The 16306-nt window shown below is 60.4% G+C and carries 17 protein-coding genes; 5 read left to right on the forward strand and 12 right to left on the reverse strand.

Annotated elements, in window-relative coordinates:
• Positions 1 to 80 precede the first annotated feature (80 nt).
• Positions 81 to 794, forward strand: a complete 714-nt coding sequence (locus tag ACR0NO_RS07390; RefSeq protein WP_170472024.1) for a CDP-alcohol phosphatidyltransferase family protein — start codon at positions 81 to 83, stop codon at positions 792 to 794.
• Here the strand turns inward: ACR0NO_RS07390 and ACR0NO_RS07395 are convergent.
• From ACR0NO_RS07395 to ACR0NO_RS07425, 7 genes are all read right to left on the reverse strand, one after another.
• Positions 779 to 1246, reverse strand: a complete 468-nt coding sequence (locus tag ACR0NO_RS07395) for a hypothetical protein (protein WP_170377775.1) — start codon at positions 1244 to 1246, stop codon at positions 779 to 781. The two genes, ACR0NO_RS07390 and ACR0NO_RS07395, sit on opposite strands and share 16 nt — an antisense overlap.
• Positions 1247 to 1322: 76 nt before the next feature.
• Positions 1323 to 1778, reverse strand: a complete 456-nt coding sequence (locus tag ACR0NO_RS07400; RefSeq protein ID WP_480723486.1) for a methylated-DNA--[protein]-cysteine S-methyltransferase — start codon at positions 1776 to 1778, stop codon at positions 1323 to 1325.
• A gap of 137 nt (positions 1779 to 1915) precedes the next feature.
• Positions 1916 to 4828 (reverse strand): isoleucine--tRNA ligase, encoded by a 2913-nt coding sequence (ileS, locus tag ACR0NO_RS07405; RefSeq protein ID WP_480723487.1) that lies wholly within the window; start codon positions 4826 to 4828, stop codon positions 1916 to 1918.
• A 216-nt stretch (positions 4829 to 5044) separates the two neighbouring features.
• Complete coding sequence (locus tag ACR0NO_RS07410) at positions 5045 to 5755, reverse strand: VIT1/CCC1 transporter family protein (protein ID WP_170462298.1); 711 nt, start codon at positions 5753 to 5755, stop codon at positions 5045 to 5047.
• Positions 5756 to 5814: 59 nt separating this feature from the next.
• Positions 5815 to 6804, reverse strand: coding sequence for a YcjF family protein (locus ACR0NO_RS07415; protein ID WP_480723488.1), 990 nt, complete (start codon positions 6802 to 6804; stop codon positions 5815 to 5817).
• Entirely contained in the window at positions 6797 to 7252 is a 456-nt protein-coding gene (locus ACR0NO_RS07420; RefSeq protein WP_480723489.1) for an N-acetyltransferase family protein, read from the reverse strand. Before ACR0NO_RS07420 ends, ACR0NO_RS07415 begins: the two co-directional genes overlap by 8 nt.
• Positions 7249 to 8664 (reverse strand): YcjX family GTP-binding protein, encoded by a 1416-nt coding sequence (locus ACR0NO_RS07425; RefSeq protein ID WP_480723490.1) that lies wholly within the window; start codon positions 8662 to 8664, stop codon positions 7249 to 7251. Before ACR0NO_RS07425 ends, ACR0NO_RS07420 begins: the two co-directional genes overlap by 4 nt.
• Positions 8665 to 8771: 107 nt before the next feature.
• On the opposite strand from ACR0NO_RS07425, the gene truA reads away from it, so the two are divergent.
• Positions 8772 to 9536, forward strand: a complete 765-nt coding sequence (gene truA / locus ACR0NO_RS07430) for a tRNA pseudouridine(38-40) synthase TruA (protein WP_480723491.1) — start codon at positions 8772 to 8774, stop codon at positions 9534 to 9536.
• Between the two features lie 6 nt (positions 9537 to 9542).
• Here truA and ACR0NO_RS07435 read toward each other — a convergent pair whose 3' ends face one another.
• From ACR0NO_RS07435 to ACR0NO_RS07450, 4 genes are all read right to left on the reverse strand, one after another.
• Positions 9543 to 10505 carry a HoxN/HupN/NixA family nickel/cobalt transporter gene (locus ACR0NO_RS07435; RefSeq protein WP_170377758.1) on the reverse strand — a complete coding sequence of 321 codons (963 nt, stop codon included), beginning with the start codon at positions 10503 to 10505 and terminating at the stop codon, positions 9543 to 9545.
• Complete coding sequence (locus ACR0NO_RS07440) at positions 10490 to 11137, reverse strand: DUF1007 family protein (protein WP_170640439.1); 648 nt, start codon at positions 11135 to 11137, stop codon at positions 10490 to 10492. The genes ACR0NO_RS07435 and ACR0NO_RS07440 overlap by 16 nt, the downstream gene beginning before the upstream one ends.
• A 73-nt stretch (positions 11138 to 11210) precedes the next feature.
• Positions 11211 to 12014, reverse strand: a complete 804-nt coding sequence (locus ACR0NO_RS07445) for a thioesterase family protein (protein WP_480723492.1) — start codon at positions 12012 to 12014, stop codon at positions 11211 to 11213.
• Between the two features lie 8 nt (positions 12015 to 12022).
• The gene (locus ACR0NO_RS07450) at positions 12023 to 13258 is read right to left on the reverse strand and encodes an acyl-CoA dehydrogenase family protein (RefSeq protein ID WP_480723493.1); all 1236 of its coding nucleotides are present in this window, start codon (positions 13256 to 13258) and stop codon (positions 12023 to 12025) included.
• A 126-nt stretch (positions 13259 to 13384) separates the two neighbouring features.
• On the opposite strand from ACR0NO_RS07450, the gene ACR0NO_RS07455 reads away from it, so the two are divergent.
• The gene (locus tag ACR0NO_RS07455; protein ID WP_480723494.1) at positions 13385 to 14320 is read left to right on the forward strand and encodes a 2-hydroxyacid dehydrogenase; all 936 of its coding nucleotides are present in this window, start codon (positions 13385 to 13387) and stop codon (positions 14318 to 14320) included.
• Between the two features lie 6 nt (positions 14321 to 14326).
• Here ACR0NO_RS07455 and ACR0NO_RS07460 read toward each other — a convergent pair whose 3' ends face one another.
• The gene (locus tag ACR0NO_RS07460) at positions 14327 to 14677 is read right to left on the reverse strand and encodes a hypothetical protein (protein ID WP_480723495.1); all 351 of its coding nucleotides are present in this window, start codon (positions 14675 to 14677) and stop codon (positions 14327 to 14329) included.
• A gap of 210 nt (positions 14678 to 14887) precedes the next feature.
• Between ACR0NO_RS07460 and ACR0NO_RS07465 the strand changes: the two genes are divergently transcribed.
• Both ACR0NO_RS07465 and ACR0NO_RS07470 read left to right on the forward strand, forming a co-directional pair.
• Entirely contained in the window at positions 14888 to 15211 is a 324-nt protein-coding gene (locus tag ACR0NO_RS07465) for a hypothetical protein (protein ID WP_170472050.1), read from the forward strand.
• Between the two features lie 54 nt (positions 15212 to 15265).
• Positions 15266 to 16252, forward strand: coding sequence for a type I glyceraldehyde-3-phosphate dehydrogenase (locus ACR0NO_RS07470; protein ID WP_480723496.1), 987 nt, complete (start codon positions 15266 to 15268; stop codon positions 16250 to 16252).
• Positions 16253 to 16306: the final 54 nt, after the last annotated feature.

Raw genomic sequence — 16306 nt, forward strand, 5'->3', positions numbered from 1 at the left:
AGCACGGCATCCTCAATGTCCTTGCAACCAAACTGTCTTTTTGCTTTGCATCTGCCCCTCACATCCTTCATGACACGGGCATGACACTTAGATTCAAAGCGCTTGCCGTTCATCTTTTCACCGCAACCGGAGCCGTTTTCGCAATGCTCGCCATGCTGGCGGCCGTGGATGAAAAATGGAGCCTGATGTATCTGTGGCTTGTGGTGTCCTTCATCGTCGACGGCATCGACGGCCCCCTGGCACGTCACTATCACGTCAAGAAAAACGCACCCGAATTTGATGGTGTCCTGTTGGATCTGATCATCGACTACCTGACCTATGTGTTCATACCGGCCTACGCGCTGTTCAAATCCGGCTTGATGGATGGCTGGACCGGATGGTTTGCGATCATCGTCATCACATTCGCCAGCGCCATGTACTTTGCCGACACGCGGATGAAGACCAAGGACAACTCATTCTCTGGCTTCCCTGGATGCTGGAACATGTTCGTCATTGTGATCTTCGCGCTCGAGCCGAACTTCTGGGTCAGCCTTGTCCTGGTAACCCTTTTGGCTATAGCCATGTTCCTGCCTCTGAAATTCGTCCACCCCGTCCGCACCGAGCGTTGGCGCAGCGTGACCCTGCCCATGGCACTGGCCTGGACCTTCTTTGCAGGATGGGCGGCCTGGGTTGATTTCCACCCGGAAAGCTGGGCGCATTGGGGGCTGGTTGTGACCAGCCTGTATCTGGTTTTCGCAGGCATTGCGCAGCAGATCATTCCGCAACGCAAAAGCGCGGATTACAAAACGTCCTGAACCTCAAACTCAGTCCCGTTATGGGTGAAGACGTCGCCCGCTTGCAGGCCAATCATGGCCAGATAAATCGGGCTCTGGGTTGAGATACCCATATAGGTCTTGCCGTCCACGTCGAACCGAGTGGTCGAGACGCAGACAACAAAACGGCGATTGTTGAACTTGATGACCGCGCCAGGCTGAACAGTATCGGTGATACCGAAATTGGTGTTCTCGATCACGTCGATCTTGGCATGATGCGCATGCACCGGCGCGTCAAACGCCGCAGCAAGGTCCGCATTCTCGCGCGACGCGGCGATATCATCCTTGTCATGCCCTTCTCGGTCATCCAGTTGGGCATCTTTCAAAAAGGCGTCGTAATGCGCCTGGGCCGTGGCCAGTTCCTGCGCCTCCAGAGACATCAGACGGTCAATAATGGCTTTCTTTTCTGCGGCGCGTTCTGCTTGGTCGGTCATTCAATGGGATCCTTCGAACTCTCCTTTTGAAACAAGGTGAGGCTCGAGACGTTGGAATGCAACAGGTTTTCACCGATCAGATCAACAGACCCGCCGCCTTTTCGTGCAGCAACAGAGCCACTTTGGTCTCAACCCCGCCGTCGCCCGAGAACCCGCCCAACCCATTGGCAGCCAGAACACGATGGCACGGAATGATGACAGGGATCGGGTTCGCCCCACAGGCTTGCCCCACCGGCTGAGGCTGCTGACCCAGTTCCCTGGCGATATCCCCATAGGTGCGAGTTTCGCCAAGCGGAATCGCGTACATCAAATCACAGACCTGCCGCTGAAACTCGGACCCTGAAACATGATAAGGTAGATCAAACCGCTCAAGCCGCCCTTCGTCATAGGCCGTCAGCTGTGCCGCTGCTTCACGCAACAAAGGCGTCTCGGGCCCGTCGCTCACGCCATCCCAGACAAGACGCGTGATCGCCCCGTCCTGTTCCTCAACCCCAAGACACCCGAACTGGGTCTGTACAGCAATCATCGGCATGACCGAAGGCTGCCAGTCTTTGCAGGCAAAGCGCAACCCATAACGCGCCGCGCTCGCCTCTTCTTCTGTTCAAAAATACCTCGGAGCGCGAGGCAGAGCCTCGCAAAAGACTCCGCTTACAACACTCAAGAAGTGCTTTAGCTCAGCGCTTCATCACAGCGCCCACAGACGCCCGCATGACTATGCCGTCCAACGTCGGGCAGAATCTTCCAGCAGCGTTGGCATTTGTCGCCTTCCGCCTTTTCGAATACCACACCAACGCCCTCAATCTCGGGCACGCGGAAGGCTTCGGCAGGGGCCGGGTCCTTGGAGACAGTCAGTCCCGAGGTGATGCACAGATCGTCCACATCAAAAGTCGCCAACAGCGCAACAGTGTCCTGATCTTCGACATGCACGATCGGAGCAGCCTCGAGGCTCGATCCGATCACCTTGTCCTGACGCTGAACCTCCAGCGCGGCGGTCACCGCGCGGCGTACACGACGGACCTTGGCAACGGCCTCTTCCAACGCGGCATCACGCCAATCGGCCGGTGTCTCCGGGAAGTCCACCAGATGGACCGAGCTGTCGTCGCCGGGGAACCGCTCCAGCCAGACCTCTTCCATGGTGAAGACCAGAACCGGCGCCAGCCATGTGGTCAGGCGGTGGAACAGGATATCCAGCACGTTACGGGCCGCACGGCGGCGCAGGCTATCGCCGTCGCAATACAGCGCGTCCTTGCGGACGTCGAAGTAGAAGGACGACAAATCAACCGTGGCAAAGGTGAAGACCGCGCTGAAAACGCCTTGGAAATCGAACTCTGCATAGCCCTTTCTCACCTGTTCATCCAGATCGGCCAAACGGCTGAGAACCCAGCGTTCCAGACGCGGCATATCCTCGGGCGCAACGCGGTCGGCCTCGGTGAAATCGGCCAATGATCCCAGCATGAACCGCATGGTGTTGCGCAGACGGCGATAGCTGTCGGCGGTGCCCTTCAGGATTTCCGGCCCGATCCGCTGGTCGGCGGTATAGTCGGTCTGAGCCACCCACAGACGCAGGATATCGGCGCCATATTGCTTGACGACCTCCTCCGGCACGATGGTGTTGCCCAGAGATTTGGACATCTTGTTGCCCTTGGCATCCAGCGTGAAACCATGGGTCACCACGTTGCGGTAGGGCGCACGGCCTTTGGTGCCGCAGGCCTGCAGCATCGACGAATGGAACCAACCGCGGTGCTGGTCGGTGCCTTCCATGTAGACGTCCGCAATGCCGTCTTCGGTGCCGTCCTCACGGTCGCGCAGAACGAAGGCATGGGTGGACCCAGAGTCGAACCACACGTCCAACACGTCGAAGACCTGATCGTAGTCATCCGGATTGGCGATGCCGTCGAGGATCTTCTCTTTGAACCCGTCGGTGTACCAGATATCCGCGCCGTCTTTCTCGAACGCCGCCTTGATGCGCGCGTTCAGATCGGCATTGCGCAGCAGGTAATCCGCGTCGGTTGGCAAAGCACCTTTCTTGGTGAAGCAGGTCAGCGGCACACCCCAGGCGCGCTGACGCGACAGAACCCAGTCCGGGCGCGCCTCGATCATCGAATACAGACGGTTACGGCCTGTCTGCGGCGTCCATTTCACCAGCTCGTCGATGGACCGCAGGGCGCGTTCGCGGATGGTGTCGCCCATCTCGCCCATGCCGTCGTCCAGCTTGCGGTCTACGGATGCAAACCACTGCGGCGTGTTGCGATAGATGATCGGAGCTTTCGAGCGCCACGAATGCGGATAGCTGTGCTTGATCTTACCACGCGCCAGCAAGCCGCCAACCTCGACCAGCTTGTCGATGACCGCTTTGTTCGCGTCACCTTCACCACCCTTGCGGGACAGGATGTATTTGCCGCCAAAGAACGGCAGATCAGCGCGGAACGAGCCGTCGTCCATCACATTGTAAGTAATGACCTGCTCCAACATGCCCAGATCGCGATAGAGTTCGAATTCCTCCATCCCGTGCGAGGGCGCACAATGGACGAACCCGGTGCCTTCGGTATCGGTCACAAAGTCAGCGGCGCGGAAATCACGGATGTCGTCCCATTCGCCATTGCCGCCCTCTGCCCCGGCCAGCGGGTGGGTCAGTTGCACGCCTGCCAACTCATCACTGGTCACGTCGCGGACACGAGTCCACTGGTCGTCGTTCAGACGCGCGCGGCCCAGTACATCGGCGGCCAGATTGTCGGCCAGCAGGAACTTGTCACCTACGGCGGCCCAGCATTCCTCGGGCGCGCCGGTGACTTCGTAGAGGCCGTACGAGATGTCTTTGCCGTACACGACTGCTTTGTTCGACGGCATGGTCCACGGGGTCGTCGTCCAGATCACAACAAATGCGTCATCCAGATCGCCCGCATTCACGACCTTGAACTTCACCCAGATGGTGAAGCTTTCCTTGTCGTGATACTCGACCTCGGCCTCGGCCAGAGCGGTCTTCTCGATGGGCGACCACATAACCGGCTTCGAGCCCTGATAGAGCGTGCCGTTCATCAGGAACTTCATGAACTCATCCGCGATCACGGCCTCGGCATGATAGTCCATCGTGATGTAGGGATCGGGCCAGTTGCCAGTGATACCCAGGCGCTTGAACTCTTCGCGCTGGATGTCGATCCAGCCTTCAGCGAACTTGCGGCATTCCTGACGGAAGTCGACGATGTTCACCTCGTCCTTGTTCTTGCCCTTCTTGCGGTACTGTTCCTCGATCTTCCACTCGATGGGCAGACCGTGACAGTCCCAGCCGGGCACATAGCGCGCGTCGAAACCCATCATTTGATGGGACCGTACGATCATGTCCTTGATCGTCTTGTTCAGCGCGTGGCCGATATGCAGGTGGCCGTTCGCGTAGGGTGGGCCGTCATGCAAGGTGAAAGGCTTACGGCCTTCTTTCTCGCGCAGGCGGTCATAGACGCCAATCTTTTCCCAACGTTCCAGCCATGCGGGTTCGCGCTTGGGCAATCCGGCGCGCATGGGGAATTCAGTCTTGGGCAGATTCAGCGTGTCTTTGTAGTCAGGTGTCTGGATCGTGTCGGCGCACATTGGGGGCGTCCTTTGGATGATCTGGTCGTACTAGGATCGAAGCGGTCGGTGCGAAGTCTCAAACACCTTTGCCCGGCGTCTCAGAGGGTCAGAGCGCCGGGGATATAATTCGAATAATGATGGCCATCCGGTCATACATGGGGGCGCTTATAAGCCGCCCATGCCCGATGGTCCAGAGGCTCCGACCCATGCGACGAATGGCGCTACATCATCGGGCTAAGGGTGAAACAACGACCCCACGAAATAGGCAATCATGGCCGCTGCACCGCCGATGGCAAACGTCTCAAGCCCCGAGCGCCACCACGGGGTCAGCGACCACCGGCTTTTCAGCGCTCCGATGGCGAAAAACACCCCCATGGTCATGCAGACAGAGAGAGTAAAAGCGTTGTCCAGAGCCAGCAGAAACGGTAGCAAGGGAACCATCCCGGCCACCAGAAAGGCCAGAAACGTGGCCATCGCAGCCTTCACCGGATGCGGATCGACGCTGCCAAGCCCGTATTCGCCCTCGATCATCAGGTTGATCCAGTTTTCGCGGTCCGCGGTGATAGCCTCTGTCGCATCCTCCAACACCTGCCCGGACAAACCTTTCTGCGCAAGGATTTCGCGCACCTCATCACGTTCGCCATCTGGGTAGAGCGCGATGTGGCGCTTTTCGATGGCTCGAATGCGTTTGATATTGTCCAATTCAGCCTTGGTGCCTGAATAGTTGCCAACGGCCATCGAAAACCCGTCGGCCAGCACATTGGCCAAGCCCAGAGCGACAATTACGAACGACGACAACCCTGCACCTGCAACGCCCGCAACGATCGCAAATGTGGTGACCGACCCGTCTATGCCCCCATACACGATGTCACGCAAAACGCCCCGCCCGGGCGGGTCGCTAATTCTCTGTTCGATTTCCTGCTGGCTGTGACCGTGATCTGTCATGGCTCGCTTTCTGTCACATTCACTGTGACGAATGGCATGCCATCCCGCTTTGCGTCAGATCAAGTCTTACTGAACAGCCCCTGCAACGCCCTTTTGATCATCACGCGGACCGACGGCTTGTGACGATCAGAGAAAGGCAAAGGTCGACACACCTCCATCGCGGCCACTCCGACTCGGGCGCTGAGGGCACCGTTCACCAAACCTTCGCCAAAGCGGCGCGACAATTTGCTGAGGACCGATCCACCCAGAACAGGCTCCAACAAGTCGTCGCCGACGGCCACCGCACCGGTCGCCACCAGATGCACGAAAACGGCGCGCGTCAGGCGCCAGCTGCCCAGAAACCCTGCCCGCCCGCCATAGATCTCGGCTACCCGCCGGATCATCCGCAACGAGGCCGCAAGGGCCGTGACCACATCCGCAAGGGCCAGAGGTACCAAAGCCGTGACCGTGGCCACCTGACGGGCTGCAGCCTCAACCTCGCGACTGGCGGCGGCGTCCAACGGGGTCAGCAGCTCATCCTCGGCCAAAGCCAACAGGCCTGAGGCGTCGAATTGTTCTGACATTCGCTCGGACAGCCGATCACGGCCCCATTTGGTCTCATCCCGGCCTTTGTAAAATGCAATCAGGCGGGTCGCGACCTCGCGCGCCTTGGTCAGATCGGCATCCGCCAAGGCCTCATCCGCCGCACGGCGCAATCCGTCGACGCGGGACAGGCGGCCAATTGCGGCCAGTTCACGGACGGCGATGATCAGTGCGACAAGGACCAACGCTCCGATCAAACCGGTGACACCCCACCCAAGAATGGGCGCGCGAGCGATCAGTGAGGTCGCGAAGTCCCAAGCGGCGACCGAAATCGCAGCCCCGACTACCGCCAGCGCCAACCCCCAGAACCAACGCGCCAAGGCCGAGGGTTTGCGGGCGGCAAATCGCGCCGCGCTTTGCATGGCCTGCCCTTGAGGTACCGCCAGATCGGGCACCGGAGGGGCCTTGGCCACGTCAGCGGCGGGTTCGTCTGCTTCGAGATCGATCAGAACCGGGCCTTTAGCCATTCTCTGCCCCTTCACTACGCCAGACATATTTGATGTCAGGCAGGTTTTCATCGTTGTCCGCCCCCTCGCTTCGGGCGACCTCGGCAAAGCCGTTGCGTTCATAGAACCTGCACGCGCCGGTGTTGGCCTGAAATGCAAACAGCGTCAGCCGCGAGTGCTGCGCCTTCGCATGATCGAGCAACCGCTTGCCGATCCCCTGCCCGCGCGCGGCGGGCGTCAAATACAGTGAATGCACATCCGTTCCGTTCAGGGCCAAAAATCCAACCACTATGTCCGATACCTCGGCAACGGTAACCCAGCTTTGATCAATCATACGACCGCAAAAAGCGATGGTTTCAGCGCAGCTGTGGAGGTCGGGCATCCAGTCATTCTCGCGCGAAAACCCATGCAGGATTTCCCCGGTCGCACCGGCATCGGTGCTGCGGGCGGGGCGGAGGGTAACCGTCACAGCCGGTCTCCGATCAGAAACTGCGCGGCCCGATCCAACCGGATATGCGGCGGGCCGTCGCCGGAGCGCAGGGTCAACTGGGCGGGAGCGAAGGACATGAAACCATAGTCGTCGCCAAGCCAAGCCTCGGCCCCGTTCCGGGCCGGGCCGAGCAGATGGGATGGATCATCCGGCAGCTCTCCGGGGTAGAACGCGGCTTGTTTGCCACTGTCCAGCAAGGTGCCCCGGACGCAGGGCAATTCCGTTCCGTTGTGGCTGCGCATTTCTTCTGTCGTGGCACGCAGTGAGGCCAGCGACAGGGCCGCCGTTTCAGCACCAGCGAAGCTCGCCCGGTCGCGCGCCTCACGGGTCAGAGCCTCCATGATTGCGGTCAGGCGCGGGTGTTGCGTGTGGTGCAGGTGGTCGGCCTTGGTGGCCGCAAACAGAATGCGCTCGACCCGCTTGCCAAGCAACAACTGGCTGAGCCACGCGTTACGGCCCGGCCGGAAGGCCGAGAGGATATCGCCCATGGCGCGGCGCATATCCTCGACCGCTTGCGGACCTTTGTGGATTGCGCCCAACGCATCGACCAGCACAACCTGACGGTCGATGCGTGAGAAATGATCGCGGAAAAACGGCTTCACCACTTGAGATTTATAGGCCGCATAGCGCCGCTCCATCTCGCGCTGCAGGGTGCGACGGCGCGAGGGGTCGGAGACTGGCAAAGGCGCAAAGGTCAGAACCGGAGAGCCTGCCAGATCGCCCGGCAACAGAAAACGACCCGGCGTGCAATCATAGAAACCAGCGTCCCGCGCGGTGTTCAGATAGGTCGTGAACGCAGCGGCCAGAGCCTGCGCGGTGGGCTCACCATGCTCCGCTGTCAAATCGGTGCCACGGGCCTGCGCCAGAAACTCGGCCGCCTCGGGACGGCTTTCGATGCGCGACAGCGTCTCCTGCGACCAGTCCGCGTAGGATTTGTCCAGCAGCGCGAGGTCCAGAAGCCACTCGCCGGGATAGTCCACGATGTCCAGATGAACGGTGCGCGGTCCCTGAAGCCCTGCCAGCAATCCGGCCGGTCGCGCCTTGAACGACAGGCGCAGCTCGGACACGGCGCGTGTGCTTTCGGGCCAGTGCGGTTGTGGGCCTGTGAGGTCGGAGAGGTGAGATTCGTAGTCGAACCGCGGGACCGTGTCGTCCGGCTGCGGTTGCAGGTAGGCCGCGTTGATGCGCCCCTCTTGCTGCGCAACCAGGCCGCTCATGCGGCCCCGGTCCAGCAGGTTTGCCACCAGCGACGTGATGAAAACCGTCTTGCCTGAGCGCGCCAGACCAGTGACGCCCAGACGGATGACCGGCTCGAAAAACGTCTCGGACACGCTGTCGCCGATGGATTCGACGCCGCGCACAAGACTGTCTGCCAGGGATGAGATGACCAAATTGTCGCCCCGCAATAATCGTTTCGCCCAAGATAGGTAGCCGCTGCCGGACATGCCAGCGCTTTCGCCCTCTTGCCCGTTCGCGCGCCGCGCGCTACCAGCGGCCCATGCCCAGATATGCTTTGAAAGTCGAATACCAAGGGGAGCCGTTTGCCGGATGGCAACGTCAGAAAGAGCTGCCCTCAGTTCAAGGGGCCATCGAACAGGCCCTATCCCGCATCCAGCCGGGCGATCACACCATTGCCGCCGCCGGGCGCACCGATGCGGGTGTGCATGCGCTTGGGCAAGTGGCGCATTGCGATCTGGTCAAGGAGTGGGATCCGTTCCGTTTGTCCGAGGCGTTGAACTATCACCTCAAGCCGCAGCCGGTGGCGATTGTTCAGGCTGCGCGGGTCGATGATGACTGGCACGCGCGTTTTACGGCGGTTGAGCGTCAATACCTGTTCCGCATTCTAATGCGCCGCGCGCCTGCGACCCATGACACAGGGCAGGTTTGGCAGATCAACCATCAGTTGGATGTCGAGGCTATGCAGGCGGGCGCGAATATGTTGATCGGGCGGCATGATTTCACCACTTTCCGATCCTCGATCTGTCAGGCGGCCAGCCCTGTGAAAACTCTGGATGAGTTGCGGGTGGAGCAGGTGCAGGGTTTCTCCGGCCCCGAGGTGCATTTTCACGTTCGGGCGCGGTCATTCCTGCACAATCAGGTGCGCAGCTTTGTAGGAACGCTTGAACGTGTTGGCGCGGGGTCGTGGTCACCCGAGGATGTGCGCGACGCGCTAGAGGCCGAAGATCGCGCCGCCTGCGGGCCGGTTTGCCCGCCGCAAGGGCTGTATCTGGCACGGGTCGGTTACCCTGATCCGGTTTTCTAGATCGCTTTAAATCGCGCGCAACAACAGGCCGCTGGCAATCACGACAATCACTAGCCCTGCCACCAGTTCGATGGTCGGGGCCAGTATCGACGCAAATCGGGTGGCCGAGGCCGAGGCAAGCAACCCACCCCGCAGGCCAAAGGACGTCCAGCCGACCAGCGTTGTGACAGTCGCGGTGCCCAGCGCCATCGCGAAAGCTCCGGCAATTCCGACCATGGCGATTCCCATCTGCCAGGTCAGGATCAGCACGAACAATGCCCCGGTACAGGGGCGCGCAGCGATGCCCGCGATCAGCACGAGCGCCTCACGCAGTGACCCGACATTGGCGACCTCTTCCGCGCTGGGGCCATGGCGATGGCCGCAATCCGAGCAGACCTCATCATGGTGATGATGATGGTGGTGCTCGTGTTCCTCATGGTGGTGGTCGTGGTGATGCTCATGGTCGTGAGAATGCCCATGCGCGGCATCGCTGCGGGACCGTCGCGCGAAACTGCGCATCCCGCGAAAAACCAGCCACGAACCAATGGCCGCGATGGCCGCATAGCTGATTGGCGCCATAACCTGCTCTGTCGTGCCCACCAGTGTCTCACGTGACAACTGGAATATCAGAACCCCGGCATAGACCAGAACAACTGCTGTTACGGCCTGCCCGAGGCTCGAAAGCACGCTGATCGCCGACAAGCGCCAGAAGGCGACCTGACGGCCCAGACCGTAGCCTCCGATCAGGACCTTACCGTGCCCTGGGCCGATGGCATGAAAGAACCCGTAGGCGAAACAAACGGTTAGCAGTGTTGCCACCGCCTGAGGTTGTTCGGCGCGGGCCGCCCGAAGGGCACGCGCGATCTGGTTCTGGAATTCGCGTTGTTCGCCAGCCGCCCAAGCAGCTAGGCTGTCAAACCCGCCGCTGCCCCAGAACCACAAAAGCAGGCCACAGGCGATAGCGACGGGAACAATCAGGTATTTGGACATGAAATCAAAATCTCGGTCGCAAAGCTTTCGCCGACAAGCGGGATATCGTTTTCCTCAAGGTCGTATTCTGCATCCAGGGTCAGGAGAAAGGCCTGCATCTGCGCCAATTGGCCGTCGATATCCGGATCAATCCGTTCGAGCAGACAAGTCGCCGGGCCGGACACGGTGACCGGACGGGTGACGTCGTAGGCGGTGTAATAGGTTTCATCGAAGGCTTTTGCCGAAATCGCTTCGGCCGGGACAGATCCGCCTTCGACAGCGCGCAGATGGGTGGTGACGATGCGACCATCTTCGGTCGTGGCATGCGGCTCCAACGGGCCAGACAAGGCAACCGGGGCACCGCTGGCGGTCACAACCAGATCACCGTTATAGCCTTCCATCCATTGCGCATCAAAACCGGTCAGGAACTGCTGCTCACTATCGGTCAGCGCGCCGTCACCATCCTGATCCAACCTCATGTCCTCCAGTTGCAGCAGCGAGAACAGCTCGTCATAGGCCCAGGTCACGCGGACATGAGTCAGCTGTCCGGCCTCGTCCACGATGAACTCCAACCCCGTGTCAATGAATACATGCGGGTGGGCCAAGGCCGGGATCGGCAGGCAGCAGGTCAGGAATGGGAACAACCATCGCATAAGGGCAAGATAGGCGTCGAAGTACGCATCGGCAATGCGATTTCCGGTCTCGATGCAGAAACTGGCCGACCGATCACTTGGGCGGGAACAGAACAATCGTTTGTAGGGCCGTTCCGACAGGCCCCTGCCTGTCATGCAGCACCGACTGCGACATCCCGATTCCTGAGGGCTGCCAATGTGAAATTGATTGCGAGGCCAACCAGTCCGAGGTGGGCTCCCGGTGGATGTTGATGGTCAGATCGGTGTTCATGAACCCCATCTCAGCCGTTGGGGCATTCCATGAGATTCCATTGCCGCAATCCCCCAAGGCACAGAGCGATTGGATGGGGGATTGCACCTCGCCCTCCAACAGGTTCGGGGTCCGCATCCACACGGTTTTCGACCCTACTCCGTGCCTGTCCCCCGCCCCGTATCTGATGTCGCTATAATGTGCGAATCCGGGCAGTTCATGCCGCAGCTCTCCGATCGGGAAAGGGCCTTCGACCGCATCTTCGAAGCGCAGTGGCGGCGTTTCGACATTGGGCACATCGCCCAAATCCCGACGCACCAAATGCATCGTGGTTGCCGTTGCACAGAGGGTGTCGTCCAGATCATGCACCGTCACCCACGTGGTCGCGAGAGTTCTGGTATGGCGCGTGGTCTCAGCCGCCACGCGCAGCCCGGCAAGGGGCAAAGGGCGCAGCAGATCAACGGTCAAGCGAGTCAGCATCTTCTCGGGCCCGACCTCGGTTTCAGCCGCGCGCACGATCAGGCCGCTCACCGGCCCTGCGTGACAATGCTCCGCCGACCAGGGACCGCGCGCCGGGTCATTGCCGACAAAAACCCCGTCCTCTCGCTGATAAAAATAGGAGAGATCTTCGAAATCATAAGTAGCCATCCGGGGCGTCAGACCTTTTCCTGAGTGTATTTCCTAAGCTCCGCACGCGCGACCTGACGGCGATGTACCGCGTCCGGTCCATCGGCAAGGCGCAACGTGCGTACATGGGTCCAAGCATTGGCCAGCGGGGTATCCTGACTGATCCCCTGCGCCCCGAACATCTGCACCGCCTCGTCAATCACCTTCAGCGCGACCTGAGGCGCGATCACCTTGATCTGGCTGATCCACGGCGCGGCCGCCCTTGCGTCACCCTGATCCATATACCACGCTGCCTTCAGGCACAGCAGACGGGCCATTTCGATCTCCATCCTGCATTCGGCGATGATGTCATAGTTGGCCCCAAGCTGCGCCAGCTTCTTGCCGAACGCCTCACGCTGCAGCGACCGTTTACACATCTGCTCAAGCGCGCTTTCGGCCTGCCCGATGGCGCGCATGCAGTGGTGAATGCGACCCGGTCCCAGCCGACCTTGCGCGATTTCGAACCCGCGCCCTTCACCCAGCAAGATGTTTTCAGCGGGGACACGGACATTGGTGAACCGGATGTGCATATGTCCGTGGGGTGCATCGTCGTGACCATAGACCTCCATGGGCCGCAGAACCTCTATCCCCGATGCATCAGACGGCACCACGATCATGGACTGGCGCTGATGCTTCGGCTGATCCTCGCCCCCTGTCTTGACCATCACGATGTAAACCTTGCAGCGTGGATCACCCGCACCCGAAGACCACCATTTCTCACCGTTCAGAACATAGTCATCCCCGTCCCGCACACAGGACATCGACACATTTGTGGCGTCAGATGAGGCCACGTCCGGCTCGGTCATCAAATAGGCCGAGCGGATCTGACCTTCGAGCAGAGGCTTCAGCCATTGCTCTTTCATCTTCTCGGTGCCGTAACGCTCGAACACCTCCATGTTTCCGGTGTCGGGGGCCGAGCAGTTGAATACCTCGGCCCCAAGAGGCGTCTTGCCCATCTCTTCAGCGAAATAGGCGTATTCAACCGTTGTCAGACCAAAGCCCTTTTCGCTGTCGGTCAGCCAAAAATTCCAAAGCCCGGCCGCTTTGGCCTTGGCTTTCAACCCCTCAAGGATTTCCGCCTGACGGTCTGTATATTGCCAACGGTCGCCCTTGCCGATTTCGGCCTGATATTCCTCTTCCAGCGGCATGATCTCATCGCGGATCATATCTGCGACACGCTGCAAAAGGGCGCGGTTTTCCTCGCGCAGACCGAATGACATGTTCATTAACGCTCCTCCGTTGCCCATCGGTTCGGGCTTTACCTTCGCTTGAAGAATGGCTTAGCTGCCCGGACCCTGTCCAGTTCCGTGACGGAACGTCACCTCCATCTATTTCCAATACATGAGGCACCCATGGCACTTTTGATCGAAACCGGCCTGTCCAACTGGATCAGCGATGCGGATTTGGCCAAAGAGGTTCTGCACCAGTCGCCCGACGCTGATGTCCGCACCCCGGACACGATCGGGAATCCGACTGAAATCACCATGGTGGCGGTCAGCACACTACAGGATGCGCATATTGAGCGCCTGCCCAACCTCAAACTGGTGCAGAAACTGGGCGCTGGCGTGGAAACCATCGTCGGCAATCCCAAATTGCCCGATCATATCCGCGTCGCACGCCTGAGGCCGGACGCCCCGGCACAAGAAATCGCCGAGTGGTTTCTGGCCCATATCCTGCGCGCCCAGCGCCATTTGGGAGACTACGAAGCCGCCCAGCGCCGGTCCGAATGGTCCCCCAAAGCGCCGCGCATCACGTCAGAGACAAAGGTCGGTGTACTGGGGCTTGGTACGATCGGCACGCGCTCGGCCCTCATGCTGAAAGGCCTTGGCTTCCAGGTCATGGGATGGAGCCGGTCACCCAAGCAAATTGACGGCGTGACCTGCCTGCACGGTCAGGATGCCCTGCCTGAACTGCTTGGTCAGTGCGACTACGTCTGCGCCATCTTACCCTCGACCCCGCAAACCGTTGGACTGTTTGGTGCCGACATATTGGCGGCGATGAAGCCCGGCAGCCATCTGCTGAACGCAGGGCGCGGCGATCTGATTGACGAGACCGCATTGATCGCTGCATTGGACGCAGGCACACCCGGCCATGCCGTTCTGGACGTCACCTCTCAGGAGCCTTTACCGCAGGACAGTCCTCTTTGGCAGCATCCCGGCGTGACGATCACGCCCCATGTCTCGGGCTGGCATCTGGGGGATGCACTTGCAGACGTGGCCAGGAATTTCGAACGGCTATCCTCGGGCAAGCCGCTGCTGCATGAAATCGACCGAGGCAGGGGCTATTGAAGCGAATCAGGGTGTCAGCAACCAGTTCCCGTTGGCGTCCTTGCACCGGCGCGTTCGAATCTGCCGGTTCTGCTCTTCTCCGCCGGGTTCGACGGAATGCTGCAACGAGACACAATTCCCCTGTACCGCAGCGATCCGCACGGTGCCTTTTGAACCGGTTGCATCATTGGTCCATGCGCGTTCTTGCCCAACGGCCGGAGCACCACTGGATAGCAACGCGGTCGAGGCCGCGCTCAACACTTCGAAATCCTGCGGGCTGAGGCCCGTTTCTGCAATAATCCGTGACAGAGGTTTGGCCTGAACCGCCCCAACCGTCAGAACTACAGCTGCCAAAACCAAAGAAATCCGGGCTTTCATCTGTGCCTCACATGACTGAAATCAATTTGCCCTCAAGGATATACCCGAGCGCGGGCCGGGCCAAGCCCCGAGCAGTTGCACCTTCAGAAAATCCAAATTGAGCGACTGAAACGTGCAAAGGTTCTGCGAATTTGACCCGAAAGGGTTCACAGCAGCGCCTAAATCTGGTGAAATCAGGGAAATTCTCATTTGAAAGTAGGAGTTTGCATTATGACCCTGCGCCTGCCCCTTCTGGCCCTGGCCGCGGTTGCCACTTTGACCGTCGCGCCAAGCGCCCCTGCCATCGCCAAGGAAGAGACCAAGTCCGTCGTGGTCCTCAGCCGCACATGGGCGGTCACCCAAGTCGCTGAAGAGCCGGTGATCTACCGCGCCACGCGGGACAACAACAACCTCAACCCGTTCGGCCCGCCACCGCGCCTGCGGACCCTGCAGGCCATTGCCGCGATTCAGCAGGCCACCGGCTGCAGACCCATCGTGGCCAGCATGTATCAGAACATCTCGGGCCAGTTTTTCTCGCAGGTCAGCTGCAACTGAAATTGGTACAATACTTTCATTGAGGTCGCCTGAGACGCCTGCCATAGCTTGCGCATGAAACTCGCGATCAATGGATTCGGCCGTATTGGCCGCACGATCCTGCGGCAGGTTCTGGCCTTGCCGCAGGGATCGGATATCGAGCTGGTGCTGATCAACGACATCGCACCGCTGGCAACCTGCGCCTACCTGTTCAAATACGACAGCACCTTCGGCCCCTATGCCGGAGAGGTCGCTGAAGGAAACAGCGCGTTGGTCGTGGATGGGCAGGCCATCCCCATGACCCACAGCTCTGATCTGGCGAATATCGATCTGTCCGGCGTGGATGTCCTGCTGGACTGCACCGGCATCGCGCGGACATCCGACGTGGCACGGCGTGGATTGGCCGCCGGGGCGGGCAAAGTGTTGATCTCCGGCCCCTCTCCAGCCGCCGAGGTGACCGTTGTGCTTGGCGCCAATGAGGATCAACTAGGCGGCGCGCATGTTGTCTCGAACGCCTCCTGCACCACCAACGGGCTGGCGCCTCTGGTCCGGGTTCTGGATGACATCGGCGGGATCACCGCGGGCCACATGACGACCATCCACTGCTACACAAACAGCCAACCGATGGTGGATGCCCCACGCGGTGACCTTGCCCGCTCGCGCGCAGGTGCGCTGTCGATGGTCCCAACCACGTCAAGCGCCATCCACCTGATCGACGTCGTACTGCCGCATCTGGCCGGGCGCATCTCAGGCGCGGCGGTACGGGTGCCAACGGCCAGTGTTTCGGCCATCGATCTGATTGTCACACTGGACCGCAGCCTTGACGCAGAGACCTTCGACAAGGCTCTGCGCGATCGCATCGACGCGTCGCCTGTTCTGGGATCGACCGATATGCCGTTGGTCTCCTCCGATCTGCGCGCCCGTCCCGAGTCGCTGGTCATCGCTGGACCAGAGACCCGCATGGTCGGCGCGAACCAGGTCCGCGTGTTTGGCTGGTACGACAATGAATGGGGTTTCTCCGCACGTATGCTGGACGTCGCCCGCCTGATGACCGCCACCTGACCCGTCGCAACCGCAGCGCGCCCCGCGCGCTGCCTAGCCCAACCGGGTTGAGTG

It is taken from the genome of Ruegeria sp. CL3 (assembly GCF_056536505.1).